Here is a 19,893-nt window from a genome sequence, read left to right on the forward strand (position 1 = left end):
TTAGCTAAGTATATAAGCACGCTCATCAAACCGTAAACTTACACTTCGGATAATTACTGCATCCTTTAAATGTTCCATTCTTTCCTTTGCGAATGACCAGTTCCCCGCCACATCTTGGGCAGGTATTGGCAGCGATGATCTGAGCTTTTGTGATTTGAGTATTCTTAATTTCATTGACATGGTGCGATCGAATATCTTTATCCTTAAGGTTTAACGCTAGCAATCTGTTATAGATTGCTTCCACTTGTTCATTGTTGATCGTTTCCGTACTGTATTTCTTTATTGTTTTTAGCAGCTTAACAGAATAAATGAGATTCTCCTTAGTTTTGACTTTGAGATCGGCCTTAACCGAGAAAACGACAATGGGAATATAATTGATGCTGTCATACTCGTGTAAATTCTCTTTTAATGCCTGGATATGCCCATAATTTTGTCTTAGTGGATTATAAAGTTTTTCCTTCCGCTTATAAATCACCTGGGTCCAATATTCGGCATGATCATCTCCGACAATCCACCCCTTATAGTTTTTGGTTTCAATCACAAATACCCCAAAATTGGACACAATTACGTGATCAATCTGGGACGTCTTCCCTGAATGATTAAGCATTAGATCATTAATGACTTTATATTTGTTTTTATCCAGCCTGGATAAAATTACGGATATCGTTTTCTCTCCGAGCATTCCTTTTATCTTAGGTCGAAATAATCGATAGACAAAAGCAAGGATAATGAATACCCACAGGTACCAAAAATTGACAAAGATTGAGGTCATGCTTTTCTCCTAATCATTGACTTCATTTTCTATCTAGTCTGGATAAATTCACCATATGTGATATAATTCTCCTTATTTCCTTCAGTTCCTGTTTATTTTTGCCATTAAAATAAAAAAGTTTTCTTGTAATAAAATTACCGTATACAAATGCATACGGTTAAAAAATCTCTTTTTTGGTCGAAAACATCGAAGCAACATCAGGATGTATAGGTTCAATAACGTCTGAAATCTGTTATCAGAAAGGCTTCAGGGATGCAATGAAACTCATCATTGAGTCACTTGTTTATTGAAGTTTCTACCTTATGATCCGGCACATACTCCAACAAATCCTCGATCCTGCATTGAAACACCGCACAAATTTGATTGATCTGATCAATCTCAATTCGCTTTGTCTCCTCATAGTACATCTTGGATATGGTCGCCGGTCTGATTCCAGTAAGTGATGCTAACGTCTTTTGATTCATTTTATGTTTTCCGAGCAGTTCGGATAGTTTGATTCTGACCATACGGAACACACTCCACTATTTTATCTATTGGCTTGATTGTATCAATAAGCGTAATAAAATCATATAATTCCCGAATAATATAACCTATGTCGTATTTTTATATACCTCAGGAGTAATTTCGTGATAAAATTACTCCTGAGGTTATTTTGTTTCTGTTATCAGTAAACATAAGGAGTGATTCTTCTGATCAAAATACTAAGAACCTGCGGCTTCACCGGCTATCGTCCATCTAAGCTCCCTTTCCCCAACAATGAAAAGCATCCCGCCTGCCTGCGTTTAAAAGCTTTAATCCACGACACTGTCGAAGCAGCCATTCATGACGGCTACACCCACTTCATCTGTGGCTTTGCTCTGGGTTCGGATACTTATTTCGCCGAAGCGGTTCTAGTATTACGTACGCTTTATCCACAAATCACCCTGGAAGCAGCCCTGGCTTGCGAAGCCCAGGCGGAAAACTGGGCACAGAAAGACCGGGACAGGTTCTATGACCTCTTATCCCGGTGTGATGTCGAGACCTATATCAGCCGTAAGTATTATCCGCGCTGTTATCTGGACCGGAATCGCTATATCGTCGACCACTCGCGGCGGCTGATCGCGGTGTTCGACGGGAAACTTGGAGGAACGATGTATACCGTGAACCGGGCCCAAGCCAAAAAGATCGAACTGGTCATCATTAATCCGAGTGCCTATGCCGCGGATAACACTTAAGCCGGACAAAGCATATATTGTATTGGAATCGAAAATATCATCCGTTTCCGTATAAGCAGAAGCCCGGTTTGTCGCTGACCGGGCTTCCGCTTTTTGACTTGCCATTTATATCGCCGAATATATCGCTTAATATATCGCCAGTTTTCTTGATAAATTCTTCTTGAAATTATAATTGCTGTCAAGGAAAGAACGAAATCGTGCTCAGTTTAAAATTCTGGGTAAAGAAGGTTAATGGATCATTTTGGTGAATTTAATATTATATTCCATTCCAGCGGAGGTAAAAAATGTTTATTGAGAAATATGATATCATTATTATCGGAGCTGGGCCGGCAGGGCTGGTTTGTGGCAGGACTTTGGCATTAGCTCATAAAAAATGCTTGATTCTGGAAAAGAAGCTTAATTTGCACGGGAAAGTATGCGGAGATGGAATCTCCAGCAGATGTGTCAAGGTGTTGGAAGCTTTGAATATTTCACCGGAACTGTTAATTCGAGCAGGGGGTCATCCTGTACACTACAATATAGCGATACATCCAAACACGATCCATAAGTCAAAAGATCAGGAAAACGAGGCAAGTACTGAATATGGTATTGGGTTATCCAGAGATACGCTAGCCGATATTTTACTGGAGCAAGCTGTAAAGGCAGGATGTGAAATCAGATTCGGTGCAGATGGCATGGAAATCAGTCACACAGACGACGGGTATTTTTGGGGTAATGCTTGGGGACGGGATATTGTTATTGCGGCAGGAGCTGCTACTGGATATAAAATTCATCGCCTAATGGGTAAAGGGAGCCATAACCTTAAATATTTACCCGCTGGAATATCCAGCAGGGTTGTTGCCAATACGGATTTGTCGGACGATGCCTTTTATTTTGTATTTGATTCAGAGGAGCCATCCACAGGGTACTCCTGGGCATTTCCGCTTGGGAACCGCTTATGGAATATTGGTTCTTGGAGCAATCAAAAGGCAGTCAATTTAAAAGCCAAATATAGCACTTTTATGAAAGGTTTTGTGGCACAAAATTTTAACATCTTGTCTTATGACAGGGTTGCAAAAGGTGGAATCATTGGTGCGGTCCCCCTCAATTTGGAGATTGAAGTCAATGATCTATGCATTGGAGATTGTGCTTTTTGTGCCGATTTCATAACTGGAGAAGGAATATCTTATGCGATGATTTCAGGATATAACCGGGCCATCGACCTGCTTCAACAGGATTGATGACGGGTTAAGGGCTATTGCACAACAAACTGACTAGTTCTTATTTATATACCTGATCAACGTTCGGCAATACATATATAAAAGGAAATAGACCGCCAATCTGCAACTGTTAATACAGATAGATATCCGACGGCGTGTGCTGAGAGGCCGTCTGCTCATCCTTGGGGCTTTTGCTGCAGGACATATACGTGAAATAAAGTTCTCCTTCCGGGTCATTTACCGCAAATTCAATCTTCCATTCGCAGCCCAATTCCAGAATCGAACTCGGATTTTTTAATATCAAGCTGTCTTGCACCTGCCAGAAGGTAAGTCCCTTATTTTCTTCGTTTTTTATTTCTGCCCAAACTGCTTTGCCGTTTTTCGAATAACCTTCCTCGGCAGGGTCACTGTCCAGTTCATGAAAAAAGTAGCCTCTGATCGTCGCTTCCCATTTATCAGGCCCTCGTTCGGTCTTGCCCTTGTTTTTGAGTCCGGTCAATTCATAGATCGCCCAGCCGTGCGCATCAGAACCGTATCTAATGGTATACTTCCCATCCTCATAAATAAGCTCTGTTCCATCTTTTTGCGTATCAATTATCGGCCAGAAAAATCTCGTCACCTGGTGGTCAAAATTCTCTTCGCTGATAGAACCGTCCACAAAGTCCTCACCGGCATTGAAAATAATATAATGCGTAAGGTCGTCCCATGCTGGCGCTTGGCCGAAGGTAAACTCCGGCAGGAGTCTCAGCTCATTGCCGTTCTTAGAAAAATAGTCCTGAAAGAACAGCATAAGCTCCGGCGTAATCTCCATTTCACCGTTTACAATCTGGTTCGTATAGAACTCCTGCTGATGCGCGTATCCCGCAGGGCCGCTATCAGCGCCATCCCCGTTTTTAAGTGCTGTTTCCGAGTCATACGTCTCCGATATAGGGGAAGGTGCAGGTGAACAAGCAGACAAAAACAAGAGGATCATGATTAATACCGGGATTATCGCTTTCTTAAAAACCTTCATGTTATTCACCTCGCCCATCATCACTTAAACAGTCCCCCATATGTCCACTCTTCGCCAGTGAATTCCAGCGTGTATTTAGCCGAGACCGCCTGAGCGTTCTTTTCTTGCAGTAGGTATTCGGCGTAATCCTGCCAGAGGTTTTCCTGCTTAATCCAAAGGGCTAAAAGTATGCATATATAAATTCCGTAAATCAACATCTAATTCACTCTACAAAAAAAATGTATTCCCAAAATTAAAAATAAAGACCCCACTATGCTGTTTATGGCAGAAGGATATTTTCATTTGGCTAAATTAACCACATTTGTATAATTCTCTACAATCCTCACTATTCCTGTCCACAAACTGGGCAAGTATGTGAACTGCGGAATTCAGCAATAGGCGAACTTTTATACTCATCCCTGACGGCTTATTCTGCCGCACTTAGGGCAAGCCACGGTCGCCACTTTTGAGCCATCTTTACTCGCTAAAAGTACCATAACGGACATATCGTGAACCTCCAGTTCTTCTGATTCTATCAAGATTAATCCTCATTTTGTGTTGCACTATTAGAAATTTCCTCTGTGTCAGCCGCTGCTCCTGGCCGAATCCATTCGTAGACTTCGGAAATCTTGAACTTTCACTGCCGACCGACCTTTTGCGCGGGCATAACTTTTCAATTGTGAAATTTGTTGTTTTTGACGTATATAAGCCTACTTTTTTGAAAGTTTTACTCCCCATATATTAATGGCAATCCCAATGATTAGCAAAACCCATATCCACCAAGGCATATTTACAATAATCATTTGAATAGTAAGAAATGTCCAATGAAGAACTTCACCCATATCAATATTAAATTTAATAATTATCACACGCTTTCCTTAAATTTTTTCGTATTTCTTCACAAATTTTTACAAATTCAACAAGAAAAATTTTATGGATAATTGCATGTAAGATTTTACTCCCCATTATAGACATAGCCCTACTTCCTTTTAAAGGCTAGTCTTTATCATATTTACCCCTTCCCCAACCTCTCCGCCACTTCCACATCCGCCGGGCAAAACTCGTACTCTCCCAACTCGTCCGCCCTCACCCACCGAATATCCTGATGCACCGTTCTTTGCAGCTCCCCCTCTATAATCCGTCCCTCAAAGAAAGTAAACTGCATCTCTTTCTCCCCATACGAATACCGACTCTCAGCAAACACCTCTTCAACTTGAATCGTCACGCCCAGTTCCTCCTGGCATTCCCGAACTAGACATTCAGCCAGAGTCTCCCCTTCTTCCTGCTTCCCGCCCGGAAATTCCCAGAGCGACGGGCAGCTGCCGCTGTTGTCTCGCTGGCAGATTAATATCTTCTCATCCTGACGCAGGATCGCCGCAGTAACCTGCGTTATTTTCTTCTCTTCCATCATCTCAACCCACAATCAATTGATTGGTTTAATATCTTTGAACTGCACTCTCAAACATTTCATAGCTCTATATTTTCGCCTGGCTAAAATACCCAATTTTGTTTAATTCTCTTTTATTTTTCTATTTCCTTTTGTTTTTTTACAATAATTTGCAATAAAACTCTAAGGAATGGACTTTTTCGAACATTAAATACGAAGTGTAAGATTGCAAAAAGATACTGCAAGTTATACTTTCTTTCCACAAACGAAAATAGACCGCCCCAACTCACATTGATAACGGTCTATCCGTATTCATCTGCCGAACGCCCATAAGGCGGCTGTTGCAGGGAATCATGTTACTGCATGATTCCTCTTTGGTTATATATACCATATTGAAGTTAAAATACATAGTCATATGTTAAATTTTGTTAAAACATACTTGTACTTGTGATTTTCCTTTGCCAAGTCTCTTATTTCACGCTGTCGCCGGCGTTATCACGATCGTTAATCGCGGGTGTGTTCGCGGGCTGATTCATCAGGCGTTTCATTATTTGTTCCAGGTCTACGCCGGAAACACTTTTCAGCATCTCCGGGGCGGTAGCCATGAGGGACGTTACATAGTTGCTGAGCCTTGCAGCGCCTTGCCCGTTTCCGGTATCCACGACCGTCAGCTTATTGATGGACTGCAGCGGTTCGGCTACCTTGGCCGCCAGTTCAGGCAGCATTTTCACGATAATATCCAACACGGCCGCTTCGCCGTACTTGGCGAAGGCTTCGGCCAGCTTTTGCTTGGCTTCGGCTTCAGCCAGACCTTTCAGCCGGATAACTTCCGCTTCGGCGGTTCCTTTGGCTTTTTCGGCATCGGCGATGGCTAGCCCTTCCAGGCGTTTTTGTTCAGCATTGGCTTTCGCTTCGGCCTCGATCTTATATTTGAGGGCATCCGCTTCCCGCATATTTTTGGCTTTGGTAGCTTCGGCGCCTTGTTCGACGGAATACCGGTCGGCGTCGGCTTTTTTCTTGACTTCGGCGTCGTACTGTTTTTCCCGGCGCAGGATTTCTTTTTCTTCCAGCTCAATTTCTTTTTGTTTCTTAACGATCTCGACTTTCATTTGCTCTTCCGTAACCTGCTGCTGCGAACGGGCCTCCTGAATATTGTAAGCTTGGTCGGCCTCGGCCTTCGCCGTATCCTGATCTTTCTTAAAGGAAGCGACCTTCAGTTCTTTTTCTTTATTGGCTTCGGCAATATTGGTATCCCTAAGTAATTCGGCTTTCTGGCCGTCTTCGTCCGCCTGGGCTTTCTGAATTCGGGCATCCCGGATGGCTTGTGCTTCCGCAACCTCAGCGTCACGCTTTACAGCGGCGATCCGCGGTTTTCCCAGCGCTTCCAGGTAACCGTTTTTGTCCCGGATATCCTTAATCGTAAAGGATACGATCTGCAGGCCCATTTTTTTCAGGTCTCTGGCCGCGACGCCCTGCACTTCCTGCGCGAATTTGTCCCGGTTGCGGTAGACTTCCTCCACCGTCATGGTTCCCAGGATAGCTCTTAAGTGGCCCTCAAGGACTTCCTGGGCTTCCAGGTCCAGCGCTTCGACCGGCTTGCCCATGAATTGCTCTGCCGCCGTCGCCACATCTTCAACGGAACCGCCGATTTTAATGATGGCCACCCCGTCCGCCATGACCGGAACACCCTGCTCTGTGTAGACTTCCGGTGTGGTGACATCCAGTTTATGGGATAATAGAGAAATAAACTCCGCTTGCTGGAATACCGGAAGGATAAAAGCGCCGCCACCGCGGATAATTTTGATTTTGCGGCCTGACTCATCCGTATGGACATTTTTACGGCCCAGATAGGAGCCGGTAACAATCATGGCCTCATCAGGCCCGACTGTCTTATACCTGGCCCAAAAGACCAAGCCGAGCACAATCAATACGACAACGATAATGATGGGAATAGACAGAAAACCGGAAATAAAACTGACCATTCTTTTTCCTCCAATTATTATTTTTTATTCAAAGGGGAATACGTAGAGTATCCCGTCTTTCACCTCGCCAACCACGATCCTTGTTCCGTCCGGTATTTCCGCTTGGGTCATATTGGCGGCGATTTGATTGGTAAGACCGGCCCCGATTTTCATGACGACTTCGCCATACCCCCCGGCCGGGATGGGAACAGATACGTCACCGATTTTGCCGACAAGATCATTCATCGAAAAACCGGAGGAGTTTTCACAGTTTTTCATCGGTTTGACATAGGCAAAGAAAACAATCACCGAGACAAGAACAGCAATGGCCAGGGAAATAACAGCGACCGGCAAAGGTTCCAAACGGGTATAGCGATTAAGCATGATCCCCGAGCCGCCCAGGACGGTAATCCCTCCGACCAGGACCATCGGCTGCAGAAAGTCAAGGTGGTTCATGGAGAAGGTGTCGAAGAGTCCATCGAAAAAATTGCCCAGAATATCCCCGAAGATGATGGTAACGAAGGCGAATAGCACCCCGCCGATCAAGCATACCCAGTAAAATTCGTGCATCGTCATCCCCCCTCCATCGACTATTTTACCAACATTTTACGAAAAAGATAGTTTTTTTTAATTCAGGAACTATTCCTCTTCATTGGCAATATTTTCTTTTTGAATACTTTCCTTTAAGGCTGCCAATTCTTTTTCGATGTCCGCTTGATCATTACCCAATGCTTCCAGTTCCCGGTCCAGGCTGTCACGCATTCCCGCTATTTCCCCAATCGCTTGGGCTTGGGCTTCCATATGGAAGATTTTATCTTCCATCCGTTCAAAATTACGGCGGGCGTTGTCCCGGCCTAAACCGCTTTGGGCATCATAAATTCCTTTTTGGGCTTTTGCCGACTGGGCTCTCGCAACGAGGCTGTCCCGTTTGAACCGCAGTTTTTCGTATTCGTTTTTCATTTCCCGCAATTGCGACTTGAGCTGTTCAGCAAGGGTATCGCAGTTTTCATACTCCCGCCGGTAGTCTTCCGCTTTAGCCTGCTGTATTTTCTTGTCTTCCAGTGCTTTTCTGGCCAGGTCTTCACGATCTTTCTTCAAGGCTTCAACAGCTTGGCTCTCACGTTTTTCGGCCAGAGCCAGGGCATCGTCCAACTGGACTTTAAACTTCCTGGCGATGGCCAATTGTCTGGCTACCGAAGATTCCGCATCGTCCATATCCTCTTCCATATCCCGCAGATACTGGTCCAGAAGTTTTTCCGGATCTTCGGTCTTATCCAGGAGAACATTCAGATTTGCCCGGATATTGTCACTCACGCGTTTGAATAAACTCATTTCTCCGCACTCCCTTCATTATTAAACCTATTCCGTAAGTATTTTCTCTAAACCTCCTTTGCTAACGCACTATGATCTCGACACTTATATTATATATAACAGCTATATAAACCTCAACACGTAGTTTTAATTACCACGTGTTGTTTTGGTTTGTTTCCTTTTCCTGCCTTTTATTTGCTCATCCGCACGCAACGTAGCATCGGTTACTACGTCAAATGGCTTCCTATATCTTGTTAAATCACCATGATTTCTTTATAATAGGAGCTGAGGTGATTATGATGATAGAATTCGACGAAGCCGTACTGGACCAATTAATTGAAGAGTTATCACTGACAGAAGATATCGCGATCTCGGAGATTCCGGATATCGAGCTGTACATGGAACAATTGACGACGTTTATGGAAAGCAAGCTGGAAAGCCAAGTAAACGGTACCCCGGAAAAGGTGCTGACCAAAACCATGATCAACAATTACACCAAAGCCGGCATTGTGATGCCGCCGGTTAATAAGAAATACACGAAGCGGCATATCATTCTGTTAATCCTGATCTATAACCTGAAAAACATTTTATCGATCAAAGATATTAAAAGCCTGTTCGGACCCGTGCTTAACAATATTGCCACCCCGGACGACGATCTGATTACGCTGGAAGAGATTTATACGACCTTTCTCGATGTAAAAAACGTCGAATTGGCTTGTTTTCGCCAGGGACTGGCTGAAAAGGCCAATATGATCAAGGCCAAGACGGAGGCTTCGGATAACGCGGGCAAGAAAACCGCCGAACTGTTCCTGATCGTTATCATGCTGGTCGCGCAAGCGGATGCCCATAAAAAACTGGCGGAAAAGATCATTGAAAAGTATTTTTAGGATTTTCTGAGAGGGATGAGATGACAAAATTATTTTGAGGAGACAATAAAATAAGCACCTGTCATAAACAGATGCCGCTCGCAATACCCACCCCTTCAGCCCACCAACAATCACTCTAGCCATATGTAAAATTTTGTTAAAACATACATTTCTGCCGTTGTTCGTTTTATGGATTTTATAGGTCATGATTCTTTCTCCCCCAACGCTTCCCTCGCTTTAGCGGAATAATAATTCTTTATCTTCCACGCTGCCGCTTTATGCAAATACGGCGCTGCTAATTCCTGCTCGCCGGCTTTCAGATAAGCCAGACCGATAAAGTAATTGTTTTCCACTTCTAAAATAAAAGCATCATAGATCAGCGTCGTTTCTTTCAAACTGAGGACAGTCTTCTTCTTTTTGCCTTGCGGCGGCTGGTAGTTTCGGACGTATTCCAGCGCCGCTTGGAAATCTCCGCGGCAGCTTTCACGCAAAGCCAGAAGGGGCTGTAATTCATTGTTATTATAAAGTTCTCGAGCCTTATCCAGCATCTCGCCGGCGTTTTCCAATTCTTGTTCTAACAGCAGCAAATTGATTGCATAAAGGCAGTGATAACAATACAGAAGTTTGTTGTCCTTGATGTCTTCCAGTTTGATTTCATCCAATACGGCGAGGGAACGGTGCAAATCCCCAGCGCGGTTATGACAGTTGGCAATATTATATACCATGGGGTTTTTTAATTTAGGGTTACGCTTGTAAGCCGAGGTGTTCATCGCCTTTTTCATTTTTTCTATTGCCTGTGCATAGTCCCCTTTTGCCATAAGCTGCAGAGGGTCCATAAAAGAATAGAGTCGCAGCAGGGTCAAACCTATGAATATGACCAGGAAGACACAAAGATAAATATAGACAAAATCAAGAAGATGACTCATGCTTCCTCCCTCCAATCATGTAACTCTTTCCTATAAGTTATCAATTTTTTGGCTATTTCACAATCTTTCTCCGTAAATTTACAGCTTTAATGTAAAAAAAAATACATAGTCCATGACTATGCAAAGTTCTTTCTTTCCACAAAAGGAAATTGACCGCCAATCTGCAATGGATACACCGGTCTATTTCGTTACAACAGCCGACCGCCCTAAAGTGACTGTTACGGGGAATCATGTCTCCAGCATGATTCCTCTTTGCTTATACTATATACCATATTTAGGTAAAAATAAAGAGTTTTTTGTCACTATACTCTTTCTACATTAATTATACCAAAAATATTTCTCTAATAACATTCTTATAATTATCCTATATTTTGTGTAAGATAAAACTTATCAAACTTAAGCCGAACTTAGGGGGTAAACTTTTGGAACGGGACCGCCTTGATCAAGATTTTGAAATCAGACGCCTGGAGCAGGTGCTGGCTCTCGCCCGGGAACAATTAGACTCTGCCCTGCAAAAGAGCGAGGAAAATAAAGACGCCATTATTGCCGCGAAGTTAGATATGTGGGAGGATACCTCCCGCTCCATCTCCGGCCTTTGGAATATGGATAATTTCCATGAGCTTGTCGAGTTGAGCCAGTATGCCAATCCGGTGTCGGAACGGGTGTCGGATTACGAACGGGATGCAGCTAAGATCCTGGCTTTAAAAAGATTGCTCTATTCCCCCTACTTTGCGCGGATCGACTTTCAGTTCGAGGGCGAGGAAGCCTTTGAGAATATTTATATCGGGCGGTCTTCACTGCAGGACGGCCTAACCCGGGAAATGGTTGTCTATGACTGGAGATCTCCCATCGCCAGTGTCTTTTACCGCTTTGGCCCGGGGAAAGCGTTCTATGAGTCGCCGGGCGGTAAAATAACGGGAGAGGTCCATTTAAAACGCCAATACGAGATCAAAGATGGCAAACTGCAATATTTCTTCGATGCGGATATTCAAATCATTGACGAATTTTTGCGCGAACTGCTTTCCCGGAATGCTTCCCCGAAAATGAAAACCATCGTCGAAACCATCCAGAAAGACCAGGATATGGTGATCCGCGATCTGGAAATGGATTTGCTGATGGTTCAGGGAGCTGCCGGAAGCGGCAAAACTTCGGTGGCACTGCACCGCGCGGCTTATCTGATGTACCAGGGGCTGGCGGCCAAGCTGGCTTCCAATGAGATTGTGATTATTTCTCCCAACACCCTGTTTGAACAGTACATCGCCAATGTCTTGCCTGAGCTGGGCGAAAAGAATGTCCATTCGCTCGTCTTTGAAGAAATATTCGGCAAGGTTTTACAGACTGGTTCTATCCAAAGCAGGAATCAATATTGGGAAGGCCTGCTCTCCCCCGGCCAAAATGACCGAGCGCTTAGTTATAACGACAAGAAGCTCGCCAAACGCAGCATGGCCTTTAAAGGCTCCGGCCTGTTTGCTGAAATTTTAAGACGTTTCATTAAGGACTTGCCTTATCGCTGGCTGCCGTTTGCCGATATTTATTATGACGGAAAGGTCGTCGCTGACCGGCAATTGCTGAAAGCTAAAATCCTGAAGGGCGGTCAGGAATTCCTGCTGAGCGTACGTTTAAAGCAATTGGAAGCGTCGATTCTGCAAATTGTCCATGAACTGCGTCCCAGCCGTCAGGAAAAATTAAAAAAGTTTATTCAGGCCAAACCCGAGCATGAATTTGAATGGAAAGAAGTAGCCCGGCGGTTATCCATTCTGGAAAGCGCCGCCTTGCTGAAGAAGATACGAAGGTTTACCGAGCTGGATTGTCAGGAACTATACCGGAAGCTGTTCAGCGATAAAAGCTATTTTTATCATTTAGCTGAAGGTCTGGAGCTGCCTGATTGTATGGAAGAGATTCTTGACTACACCAGGGAAAACCTGCAAAAGGACGGTTTGCTTTATGATGACGCCCTGGCCCTTACTTTTCTCCATATCCATATCAAAGGATATACGGCTTACCGTGATATCAAGCAGGTTGTGGTCGATGAAGCCCAGGATTATGATCCTCTGCATTTTGAAATACTCCACGGTCTGTTTCCCAAAGCGCATTATACCATCCTGGGCGATATTCATCAGACGATCGGCAAACAGGAAGATTCCGCACGCTATGAACAGATTGGCAAGATATTCGCTAAGCCTAAATCCACGCTGGTGACTTTGGACAAAAGCTTTCGCTCCACCAAGGAGATCTTGACGTACAGCGCCAGGTTTCTTGACCCAAGCGTGAAGCTCCATCCTTTCGGGAGATCGGGAGATGCGCCTGCCGTGTTTGCGGCGCCAAACCGGGCGGCGCTGACTGCTCTCCTGCTTGCGGAAATGAATACCTGCCGGGAAATGGGTTACCAATCCATCGGGTTAATCTGTAAAACGGAACATGACGCCCTTGCCTTATATGAGCAGCTCAAGGACCAAAGCGATATTCAGCTGTTAAAAGGTGACGTTCAATTTGATTTAAACGGCGTATTCCTGATCCCGGTCTATCTGGCCAAAGGCCTGGAATTTGACGCCGTACTGATCTGCGAGGCCGATCAGGGGCATTATCACAGCACTGATGATAAAAACCTTTTATATGTTGCCTGTACGCGGGCGCTGCATCGACTGAACCTATTTTATACCGGAGAGATCAGCCCGCTTTTATAATACCGCGATCATTTGGTTGATTATCTATTGATTCTGCGAGCTGCATATAAAGCTGGATCGCTTCAAACTTACCACTTGCCTCGTCCAACATGGCCTGCGATTTCTGCTTTGCTTCTTTGTTTGATGACCCAGGCCTCGTCATGAGCTTGTTTAAACAAAGCAACACATGGCGGGTCAAGATTGATTTCGATACCTTCTTTTGCTAAATCTTTTATTCTCATCGCTAATTTGATGATTTCCATGTGGATGTCATTGGTCCGGTCTGAATTCAGGATCTTTTTGGCATCTTCTTCAGATAAGAGGTTGAATTTTTCCTTTGGCGCTCCACATTTCGGACAAAAATCGGGTGCGTCGTTTCCCTCATGAACGTAACCACAAACAGAACATTTCCATAACATTGTTATTTCCTCCTCGTATTTTTTGTTTTATCTTCTTAATGTTTCCTGGACTGTTTTAACCGGTTCGGTCACCGCATTAATCCCTGCAATATGACCGAAAGTCATTGCGGGACCGATGGTGCTCCCCGCACCCCAATAGGCATTGGCTGTCGGTGAAGCAATGCAGTTTCCCGCGCCATAAAGGCCTGGGATTGGATTTCCACGTACATCCAGGACTTGGGCACGACTGTCAATGACGGGCCCCCCATTGGTATCCAGCGTCCCTGCTCCAAGGATAACCGCATAGTACGGCCCATGATCACTTAGCGGATACATACAATAATTCCGGCTTCCTTCCGGAGGCCAAGGGGCACCGGGAACCGTCGGTGGAAATGTTGTCCATTCCCTGTCATACGTATAATCTCCCCGATGAAAATCCTCATCTTTGCCGTTTTGGGCAAATTCGTTAAAACGGGTCACCGTATTTTTTAAGCTTTCCAGAAAATCAGGGGCCAGTTCAAAGCCCCCGGTATGTTCGGCTAATGCCGACAACCGCTGAGATAATGATCGCGTGAGCTCCTCCAGCGTAGACCCTGAAATGATATAGGAAGGAAGCTCATCGCTTTGCAGCGGGTACGGCGGAAATCCTTGCCATAATTCTGCCGTCCTCTGGTCATAAATCATAAACACCAGCATGTTTGTCCATTCAGCACGTTGGGGATCCCATACGAAGTGGGTCATGGTTCGATCCGAATAATTTCTTTTTTCATCCATCATGCGTTTGCCGTAACGGTTGACTTCAATGACACTGTCACCGGGAATATAAAAGACGTTATTCGAACCTTCAGGATAGGCAAGGGCATTTTCCAGTATACTTTCTGCACGGAAAGCGCCGGCCATATTACCGAGCTTGGCACCGATTTCCACTGACATCGTAATGAAGTCGCCGGTATTCGTCGGTGCGGAGCAGCCGCCAAAGTGAGGCCCCCGCTGGAAATGAAGCATTAACTCCGGGTTGTGGGAATAACCTCCGCTGCCAAAGATAGCTGCCCTGCGCGCTCTGAACCTGATGATTTCTTTTCCTCCCCTGACAACTTCCAGCCCGACCACTTCTTTCCGGTCGTTCTGCAGGATATGGATAACCTGATGATCCGTCATGATCTTTATCCCATTGGCTTTCGCCCAATCCTCCAGTTGTCTGACCAGTTCAAAGCCGTAACTCATCTTGCCTTCGGGATTTTTAGAATACAAAACGCGTCCCCGGACGCCTTTGTTCTCCGGAAGATGATCCATATAATCCACCTGGGGTTTCCCTGTCCAGTTAATTTCCTGAATGCTGTTCAGGGCACCGCATTCAGCAAGAAACTCTACTGTCTCCGACGCCGTGTCAACCATTGCTTCGATCAGTTCATACGCGTTCTTCGGAATCCCCAACCTGAAATCCTTTGGGTTGTACAGATGGGGATAGGAATATCGTGCCATATAGCGAAGGGCATCCTCTTTTTTATCTTCAATCCCCCGTTCACGTTGAAACCGATTGTTTGGCGTCCAATAACCGCCTCCCGACCGAATGGTCGTTCCACCGACTGAAGACGCTTTTTCCAGCATGATAACACTGGCTCCTTGCTTTCTTGCAGTGATTGCTGCAGAAAATGCAGCCGCACCGCTTCCCACAATAAGAATATCTGCTTCATCATCAAAGGTAGACGATCTCGTTAACGAAGGGTTATTCAAGCCATGAGCATCTTGGCCGGGATCAACAAGTAATTGAAATTTCTCCTTTGGGGCGCCACACATGGGACATTTTTCAGGTGGTCCGGCCCCCTCATGGACGTATCCACAGACAGTACAAATCCATTTTTTCATAGTTTCAATCCTTCTTTCTCTTATGTACTGTTGAATGAAAAAAGTTTTTGCTGTTATTGTAACTGGTCGAGATCATATTTATATGCAGTTACTTTTTGAACATAATCATCATTTTCACAAGAGCCGCTGTCATTGAGGAAAATTTTGCTCCCTTCGATTCCTCTTTGTCTGGATAGTATGATGAGATCAAAGACCATCTCATCAGGATATCCTTGCTCGGTCCAATAGTCCCGATAATCAATCAGCTCTTGAATTGTGCTATTAATGTCATGAGGCTGCGCATCATTATTTCCATCTACTTGGAAAATCGCTAAAACTAGCTCATACGATAAGTTGTTTTTCTCGCACAGTTCCCAAATATCACGCTGCATTTTTTCCGGAATAGGTATCTTATAAATTGGCACTTTATCATCTGCAGAAAAGACTTCAGCTGACGTATGAACAGGGCCAGGGCAAATCAAGATTAGGATAAGAATTAAGATGATGAGAACTTGTTCTTGAATCAATTTTCTTAAATGAAACATGATTTTCACCCCTATCTATTAATCCAACTGTGATTACCCTGCCGATTTCTACATCTTTACTTTTTAGTTAACGATAATCTTCCCCTTCATGTATGGGTGATAGGTACAGATATAATCAAATGTTCCTGCATCACTGAAAGTTTGTTGATACGATTGGCCCTGGTTCAAGCGTCCGCTGTCGAAAGACTTACCTGTAGCCGTATGATCCATTGCATCCTTATTGATCCAAGTAATGGTTTCACCCTTTTGTATGGTTATCTCGGCTGGTTGGAATTGATTATTCTCAATAAGAACCGAATTTTTTTCAGGCGCTTGGGCAGACGGCTGCCCGCTCTTAGTAGGACTGCACCCTGTAAGGATTATGGTCAGTATCGCCAACATGATGCTGATAAACAGAAGTATCTTTTTCATAAACAACCCTCCATTTTCATAAACTTTTACAATCTAAATATTCCCCAATAGAGCCCTATTGCCATAGAACCATGGATCATTGCTACCAGAAGAATGACGTATCCCATGATTCGGTGCCATCGAAAAGGAATAGGGATGATTCTTTTCGCAACAAGAATCTGAAAAACGATCAGTAAGAATAATAGCAAACCAAGCCAAAGATGGAGCGGCTTTCCCATGATTACCGGTATCATCATGCTTTTACACTTCCAACCTTGCTATCTTCATACCTTCGTTTATTGCTAAGGACTGATTCATCATTATCTTCTAAGCGCTGCATGTTATCTTTGCCATATAATCCTTTTATGATCGCTCTAATGATCTTTACTTCCTTTTCATTGTTGAATGAATAAAGTATTTGCATATTTTCACCCTCATTTCTCAACTAACTTTTATGGATATTAAGAATGATAACAAAAAAAAATGTCATTATTATGACATTTTTCTTGCATTTAGCCTCTATTCTTTTCACATGGTCTTCATACTACAAAGTCTTTATACTACAAGGTCTTCATAGAAAGTCCTTGGGCGCAGTTGTCCGCATCTTCTTTGATTCGTTCCAGGTGATGAACTTCTCAAGTTTGCTCTGAAGAACTCCGAAGTTAATGGGTTTAGAAATATAGTCATCACATCCTGCGCGGAAAAACTCCCGGATGTCTTCTCGGAAAGTCGTGGCCGTTTGCATAATGACGTGAATGCCTTTCAGCGCCGGATCCTCACGGATTAATTTAAGTATCGTCATCCCATCCATCACCGGCATCTGAGAATCTAACAGCACGACATGAAAACTTTCTTCATGTAACAACTTCAGTGCAGCCTCTCCGTTTTCGGCTTCTTGATAATTGAGATTCATCCGGTTAAGGAAATAAGCAATCAGTTTCCGATTCTCCAAGTTATCGTCTACCACCAGGATCCGTAATCTCCCTAAGGCCTGCTTCTGTTTTTCTATATGGAGCTGTTTCATATCAAAATACGCTTTTGGAATCAATCCTAATATTTCCTTCACATCGGAGAATCTCTTCCTGACCTTCTCCATATCGGGTGGATTTTTTCTTAGTTCCGCCTCTATTTCAGAGGATTTCAGATAGACCTCTGTCATTCGTAGTGTCCCAGCGCTTCCTTTTAGAGAATGCGTCAGAGACTGAATTTTTTCGATCACCTGCTCAACAAGGGCATTCTCCAGAGCCTCTATTCTTATCACGATATGATTCAGGCACTCCAGCAGCATCTCAGGAGTTCCCATCTCCTCTTCTGCTTTGTTAAGCCATCTTTCCGCCATGGCTGTACCGAAGGCCTCCCTGCCTTGCATGACTTGACGGATAAACGAATAGAAGTCGTCTTCTTGATTGGGCTTTCCGTATTTCAGGGCGTTAGCGTCCGCCTGGAAACTGATCCGATCCGACCTGCATTTCTTCAGGCGGATGACTGGGACAAAGGTTGTCCGGAAATCCTGTTCCAAATCATGGGCCAACAGCTTCATCGTGCTGCTTCCGGTATCTTCATACAGTAGGACAACGTCGGCACTACCGATCATAATGCTGTCTTTTGTTTTCGAATCAAAAGGAAGTACTTTTATTGCGACCCCATCGCAGGAACCTCGTTTCACGATGTTCAGAACAACTTCCATATCGATCGGTTTGCTGCTGTCCACAATCAGGAATATAACCCGCTCATTGCTATTCGGTCCAGTTCCCGCTAAGACCGGTTCGATATAATCCTGTAATTCTATTTCCCCGGCTTCAGCCGGCAGGGATACGATAAATTCAGAACCCGTACCGGTGCTTTCATACCGAATGCTTCCCCCCATCACGTCCAGCAGGTTTTGCGTGATCGACAGTCCCAAGCCGGTCCCCCCATATTTTCTGGCATAAGAAGTATCTGCCTGCTCAAAAGCGGAGAAGATTACAATTTGTTTATCCTCTGGAATTCCGATGCCGGTATCTTTAACGATGATTTCCAGTTGCCCATTCTGGTAGGTAACCCGGATACTCACGCCGCCAAACTCGGTGAATTTGAATGCGTTCCCCGTCAAATTGACCAAAACTTGCATGATCCGGTGTTCATCACCTACGATGATTTCAGGAACAGAAGAATCAATATACACCTCCCAGGATAGGCGGCGTTCCTGCGATTGAATCATAAACATTTTTTTCAGGTTCTCCAACAGTTTGCGTATGGAAAACCTTTTTTGTTCTATTTGGATCATACCGGCTTCGATCTTAGAAAACTCGAGAATATTATTGATCAGGTTCAGAAGATGGCTGCCGGCATTTTTTATGATTTCAAGTTTTTCCCGTTTCTCAGAAGCCTTCTCCTCCTCATACAGGATATTTGTAAACCCTATGATTGAGTTGAGCGGTGTGCGGATTTCATGGGACATATTTGCTAAAAAACGGCTTTTCATGTTGTTGGCTGCTTCAGCTGCATTTTTTGCGTCTTTAAGCTTGATTTCATTAATTGTCAGTTCACGAAAGATTGAATTATAGGGGTCTTCAATCCCGGTCTTTACGATGGCACGGTACATGAGGTAGAAGGAGATGATTTTAAAGTAATGTCCGACCATATTCAGGATGCCAAAGTTATCAATATAGAGAGTAAAAGACAGTTCCTGAAAGATCGTGAAGACCATCGCAGCTGTCAACAATTTATAAGTCTTCTCATCGAAATTTTTTCTGTTCTTCCAAAGCAACAAAATACCGGTTACTAAAATAGAACAGATGATGTATTCACTGATAATCTTAAATTCTGTTTGTCCTTGGTTGGCAATAAAACAGATCGGGAAGATCTTCCATACAAAGATCGATGCCAAAAGGACCGCTGTTATAAGGAAATAGATTACGATTATTCCCCGGGTCCCGACCCTGTGTATCATTTGGTTAACCCTTTCAGGCCAGGCGAATGCGACCATCAAGGTCAGGCTTTCCATATATCGCGCCGCAATCCATAACTGATTGGCATAGAAGTCGTAATCCTTAAAAATAGACATGCCCTGATACGAAAGCGTATGCAAAAGATCGATAATGGCAACGAAAAGGTAGCCGATGCTAATAAACACCAGCACTTTGTTTTCCATATATTTTTTAGAATTCCACATGATCAGAAAAAGGGTTCCGGCGATGGCAATGCTGAATAATTCTACTAAAGAATGGAACAGTAAGTAATTAAACTTTCTGATAAAAAAAAGTCCAACGACGACAATCATCGCGCTAATCATATAATTCAGCGGATTTTCTTTCGCATTTTCCATAAAACACTTCCTTAGTGAAGGGTTCGGTTCCGCTATGTTTTTGGACGGTACCCCGAACAATAATTTAATTATAATGTCCTTTATTAGATGATAATAGATAATAATCCTTCTTTCTTGG

The 19,893-nt window shown here is 44.0% G+C and carries 20 protein-coding genes; 4 read left to right on the forward strand and 16 right to left on the reverse strand.

Going from position 1 to position 19,893, the window contains the following annotated elements; translation table 11 throughout:
• Nucleotides 1-25 precede the first annotated feature (25 nt).
• Together AB3489_RS12060 and AB3489_RS12065 are read right to left on the reverse strand one after the other, a co-directional pair.
• Entirely contained in the window at nucleotides 26-772 is a 747-nt protein-coding gene (locus tag AB3489_RS12060) for an NERD domain-containing protein (protein ID WP_368293092.1), read from the reverse strand.
• Between the two features lie 275 nt (nucleotides 773-1,047).
• Nucleotides 1,048-1,278 (reverse strand): helix-turn-helix domain-containing protein, encoded by a 231-nt coding sequence (locus AB3489_RS12065; RefSeq protein ID WP_368293093.1) that lies wholly within the window; start codon nucleotides 1,276-1,278, stop codon nucleotides 1,048-1,050.
• A 174-nt stretch (nucleotides 1,279-1,452) separates the two neighbouring features.
• On the opposite strand from AB3489_RS12065, the gene AB3489_RS12070 reads away from it, so the two are divergent.
• The gene (locus tag AB3489_RS12070) at nucleotides 1,453-1,986 is read left to right on the forward strand and encodes an SLOG family protein (protein WP_368293094.1); all 534 of its coding nucleotides are present in this window, start codon (nucleotides 1,453-1,455) and stop codon (nucleotides 1,984-1,986) included.
• A gap of 284 nt (nucleotides 1,987-2,270) precedes the next feature.
• Nucleotides 2,271-3,206, forward strand: a complete 936-nt coding sequence (locus tag AB3489_RS12075) for an NAD(P)/FAD-dependent oxidoreductase (protein ID WP_368293095.1) — start codon at nucleotides 2,271-2,273, stop codon at nucleotides 3,204-3,206.
• A 109-nt stretch (nucleotides 3,207-3,315) separates the two neighbouring features.
• Here the strand turns inward: AB3489_RS12075 and AB3489_RS12080 are convergent, their stop codons facing one another.
• From AB3489_RS12080 to AB3489_RS12105, 6 genes are all read right to left on the reverse strand, one after another.
• Nucleotides 3,316-4,218, reverse strand: a complete 903-nt coding sequence (locus AB3489_RS12080; protein WP_368294633.1) for a hypothetical protein — start codon at nucleotides 4,216-4,218, stop codon at nucleotides 3,316-3,318.
• Nucleotides 4,219-4,589: 371 nt separating this feature from the next.
• Nucleotides 4,590-4,715 carry a hypothetical protein gene (locus AB3489_RS12085; protein WP_368293096.1) on the reverse strand — a complete coding sequence of 42 codons (126 nt, stop codon included), beginning with the start codon at nucleotides 4,713-4,715 and terminating at the stop codon, nucleotides 4,590-4,592.
• A 473-nt stretch (nucleotides 4,716-5,188) separates the two neighbouring features.
• Entirely contained in the window at nucleotides 5,189-5,584 is a 396-nt protein-coding gene (gene mutT, locus AB3489_RS12090; RefSeq protein ID WP_368293097.1) for an 8-oxo-dGTP diphosphatase MutT, read from the reverse strand.
• Between the two features lie 449 nt (nucleotides 5,585-6,033).
• Nucleotides 6,034-7,545: a flotillin family protein gene (locus AB3489_RS12095; RefSeq protein ID WP_368293098.1), complete on the reverse strand. Its 1,512-nt coding sequence runs from the start codon at nucleotides 7,543-7,545 to the stop codon at nucleotides 6,034-6,036.
• Between the two features lie 24 nt (nucleotides 7,546-7,569).
• Entirely contained in the window at nucleotides 7,570-8,094 is a 525-nt protein-coding gene (locus tag AB3489_RS12100) for a protease (RefSeq protein ID WP_368293099.1), read from the reverse strand.
• Nucleotides 8,095-8,163: 69 nt separating this feature from the next.
• The gene (locus AB3489_RS12105) at nucleotides 8,164-8,856 is read right to left on the reverse strand and encodes a PspA/IM30 family protein (protein ID WP_368293100.1); all 693 of its coding nucleotides are present in this window, start codon (nucleotides 8,854-8,856) and stop codon (nucleotides 8,164-8,166) included.
• Nucleotides 8,857-9,131: 275 nt separating this feature from the next.
• Between AB3489_RS12105 and AB3489_RS12110 the strand changes: the two genes are divergently transcribed.
• Nucleotides 9,132-9,722 carry a DUF1836 domain-containing protein gene (locus AB3489_RS12110; protein ID WP_368293101.1) on the forward strand — a complete coding sequence of 197 codons (591 nt, stop codon included), beginning with the start codon at nucleotides 9,132-9,134 and terminating at the stop codon, nucleotides 9,720-9,722.
• Between the two features lie 182 nt (nucleotides 9,723-9,904).
• Here the strand turns inward: AB3489_RS12110 and AB3489_RS12115 are convergent, their stop codons facing one another.
• The gene (locus tag AB3489_RS12115; RefSeq protein ID WP_368293102.1) at nucleotides 9,905-10,627 is read right to left on the reverse strand and encodes a hypothetical protein; all 723 of its coding nucleotides are present in this window, start codon (nucleotides 10,625-10,627) and stop codon (nucleotides 9,905-9,907) included.
• A 422-nt stretch (nucleotides 10,628-11,049) separates the two neighbouring features.
• Here AB3489_RS12115 and AB3489_RS12120 point away from each other — a divergent pair, with 422 nt between their 5' ends.
• Nucleotides 11,050-13,311 (forward strand): 3'-5' exonuclease, encoded by a 2,262-nt coding sequence (locus AB3489_RS12120; RefSeq protein ID WP_368293103.1) that lies wholly within the window; start codon nucleotides 11,050-11,052, stop codon nucleotides 13,309-13,311.
• 68 nt (nucleotides 13,312-13,379) lie between these two features.
• On the opposite strand, the gene AB3489_RS12125 is transcribed toward AB3489_RS12120, so the two are convergent.
• The 7 genes from AB3489_RS12125 to AB3489_RS12155 all read right to left on the reverse strand — a co-directional run bounded on the left by AB3489_RS12125 (nucleotide 13,380) and on the right by AB3489_RS12155 (nucleotide 19,775).
• On the reverse strand, nucleotides 13,380-13,709 hold the full coding sequence (locus AB3489_RS12125; RefSeq protein ID WP_368293104.1) for a rubredoxin-like domain-containing protein: 330 nt from the start codon (nucleotides 13,707-13,709) through the stop codon (nucleotides 13,380-13,382).
• Between the two features lie 27 nt (nucleotides 13,710-13,736).
• Complete coding sequence (locus tag AB3489_RS12130) at nucleotides 13,737-15,554, reverse strand: FAD-dependent oxidoreductase (protein ID WP_368293105.1); 1,818 nt, start codon at nucleotides 15,552-15,554, stop codon at nucleotides 13,737-13,739.
• Between the two features lie 53 nt (nucleotides 15,555-15,607).
• Nucleotides 15,608-16,060 carry a hypothetical protein gene (locus AB3489_RS12135; protein WP_368293106.1) on the reverse strand — a complete coding sequence of 151 codons (453 nt, stop codon included), beginning with the start codon at nucleotides 16,058-16,060 and terminating at the stop codon, nucleotides 15,608-15,610.
• 81 nt (nucleotides 16,061-16,141) lie between these two features.
• Complete coding sequence (locus tag AB3489_RS12140; protein ID WP_368293107.1) at nucleotides 16,142-16,489, reverse strand: cupredoxin family copper-binding protein; 348 nt, start codon at nucleotides 16,487-16,489, stop codon at nucleotides 16,142-16,144.
• Between the two features lie 26 nt (nucleotides 16,490-16,515).
• Nucleotides 16,516-16,725: a hypothetical protein gene (locus AB3489_RS12145; RefSeq protein ID WP_368293108.1), complete on the reverse strand. Its 210-nt coding sequence runs from the start codon at nucleotides 16,723-16,725 to the stop codon at nucleotides 16,516-16,518.
• Entirely contained in the window at nucleotides 16,722-16,892 is a 171-nt protein-coding gene (locus AB3489_RS12150; RefSeq protein ID WP_368293109.1) for a hypothetical protein, read from the reverse strand. Before AB3489_RS12150 ends, AB3489_RS12145 begins: the two co-directional genes overlap by 4 nt.
• 147 nt (nucleotides 16,893-17,039) lie before the next feature.
• Entirely contained in the window at nucleotides 17,040-19,775 is a 2,736-nt protein-coding gene (locus tag AB3489_RS12155) for an MASE3 domain-containing protein (protein WP_368293110.1), read from the reverse strand.
• Nucleotides 19,776-19,893: the final 118 nt, after the last annotated feature.

The organism is Dehalobacter sp. TBBPA1 (assembly GCF_040931655.1).
Classification (GTDB): Bacteria; Bacillota; Desulfitobacteriia; order Desulfitobacteriales; family Syntrophobotulaceae; genus Dehalobacter; species Dehalobacter restrictus.

Bases quoted from the DNA above. Each gene is read 5' to 3' on its own strand.
- AB3489_RS12080 (WP_368294633.1), bottom strand. From the start codon at position 4,218: ATGATGGGCGAGGTGAATAACATGAAGGTTTTTAAGAAAGCGATAATC.
- AB3489_RS12110 (WP_368293101.1), top strand. From the start codon at position 9,132: ATGATGATAGAATTCGACGAAGCCGTACTGGACCAATTAATTGAAGAG.
- AB3489_RS12150 (WP_368293109.1), bottom strand. From the start codon at position 16,892: ATGCAAATACTTTATTCATTCAACAATGAAAAGGAAGTAAAGATCATT.
- mutT (WP_368293097.1), bottom strand. From the start codon at position 5,584: ATGGAAGAGAAGAAAATAACGCAGGTTACTGCGGCGATCCTGCGTCAG.
- AB3489_RS12095 (WP_368293098.1), bottom strand. From the start codon at position 7,545: ATGGTCAGTTTTATTTCCGGTTTTCTGTCTATTCCCATCATTATCGTT.
- AB3489_RS12155 (WP_368293110.1), bottom strand. From the start codon at position 19,775: ATGGAAAATGCGAAAGAAAATCCGCTGAATTATATGATTAGCGCGATG.
- AB3489_RS12065 (WP_368293093.1), bottom strand. From the start codon at position 1,278: ATGGTCAGAATCAAACTATCCGAACTGCTCGGAAAACATAAAATGAAT.
- AB3489_RS12140 (WP_368293107.1), bottom strand. From the start codon at position 16,489: ATGAAAAAGATACTTCTGTTTATCAGCATCATGTTGGCGATACTGACC.
- AB3489_RS12060 (WP_368293092.1), bottom strand. From the start codon at position 772: ATGACCTCAATCTTTGTCAATTTTTGGTACCTGTGGGTATTCATTATC.
- AB3489_RS12075 (WP_368293095.1), top strand. From the start codon at position 2,271: ATGTTTATTGAGAAATATGATATCATTATTATCGGAGCTGGGCCGGCA.
- AB3489_RS12125 (WP_368293104.1), bottom strand. From the start codon at position 13,709: ATGTTATGGAAATGTTCTGTTTGTGGTTACGTTCATGAGGGAAACGAC.
- AB3489_RS12115 (WP_368293102.1), bottom strand. From the start codon at position 10,627: ATGAGTCATCTTCTTGATTTTGTCTATATTTATCTTTGTGTCTTCCTG.
- AB3489_RS12130 (WP_368293105.1), bottom strand. From the start codon at position 15,554: ATGAAAAAATGGATTTGTACTGTCTGTGGATACGTCCATGAGGGGGCC.
- AB3489_RS12105 (WP_368293100.1), bottom strand. From the start codon at position 8,856: ATGAGTTTATTCAAACGCGTGAGTGACAATATCCGGGCAAATCTGAAT.
- AB3489_RS12145 (WP_368293108.1), bottom strand. From the start codon at position 16,725: ATGATGATACCGGTAATCATGGGAAAGCCGCTCCATCTTTGGCTTGGT.
- AB3489_RS12100 (WP_368293099.1), bottom strand. From the start codon at position 8,094: ATGCACGAATTTTACTGGGTATGCTTGATCGGCGGGGTGCTATTCGCC.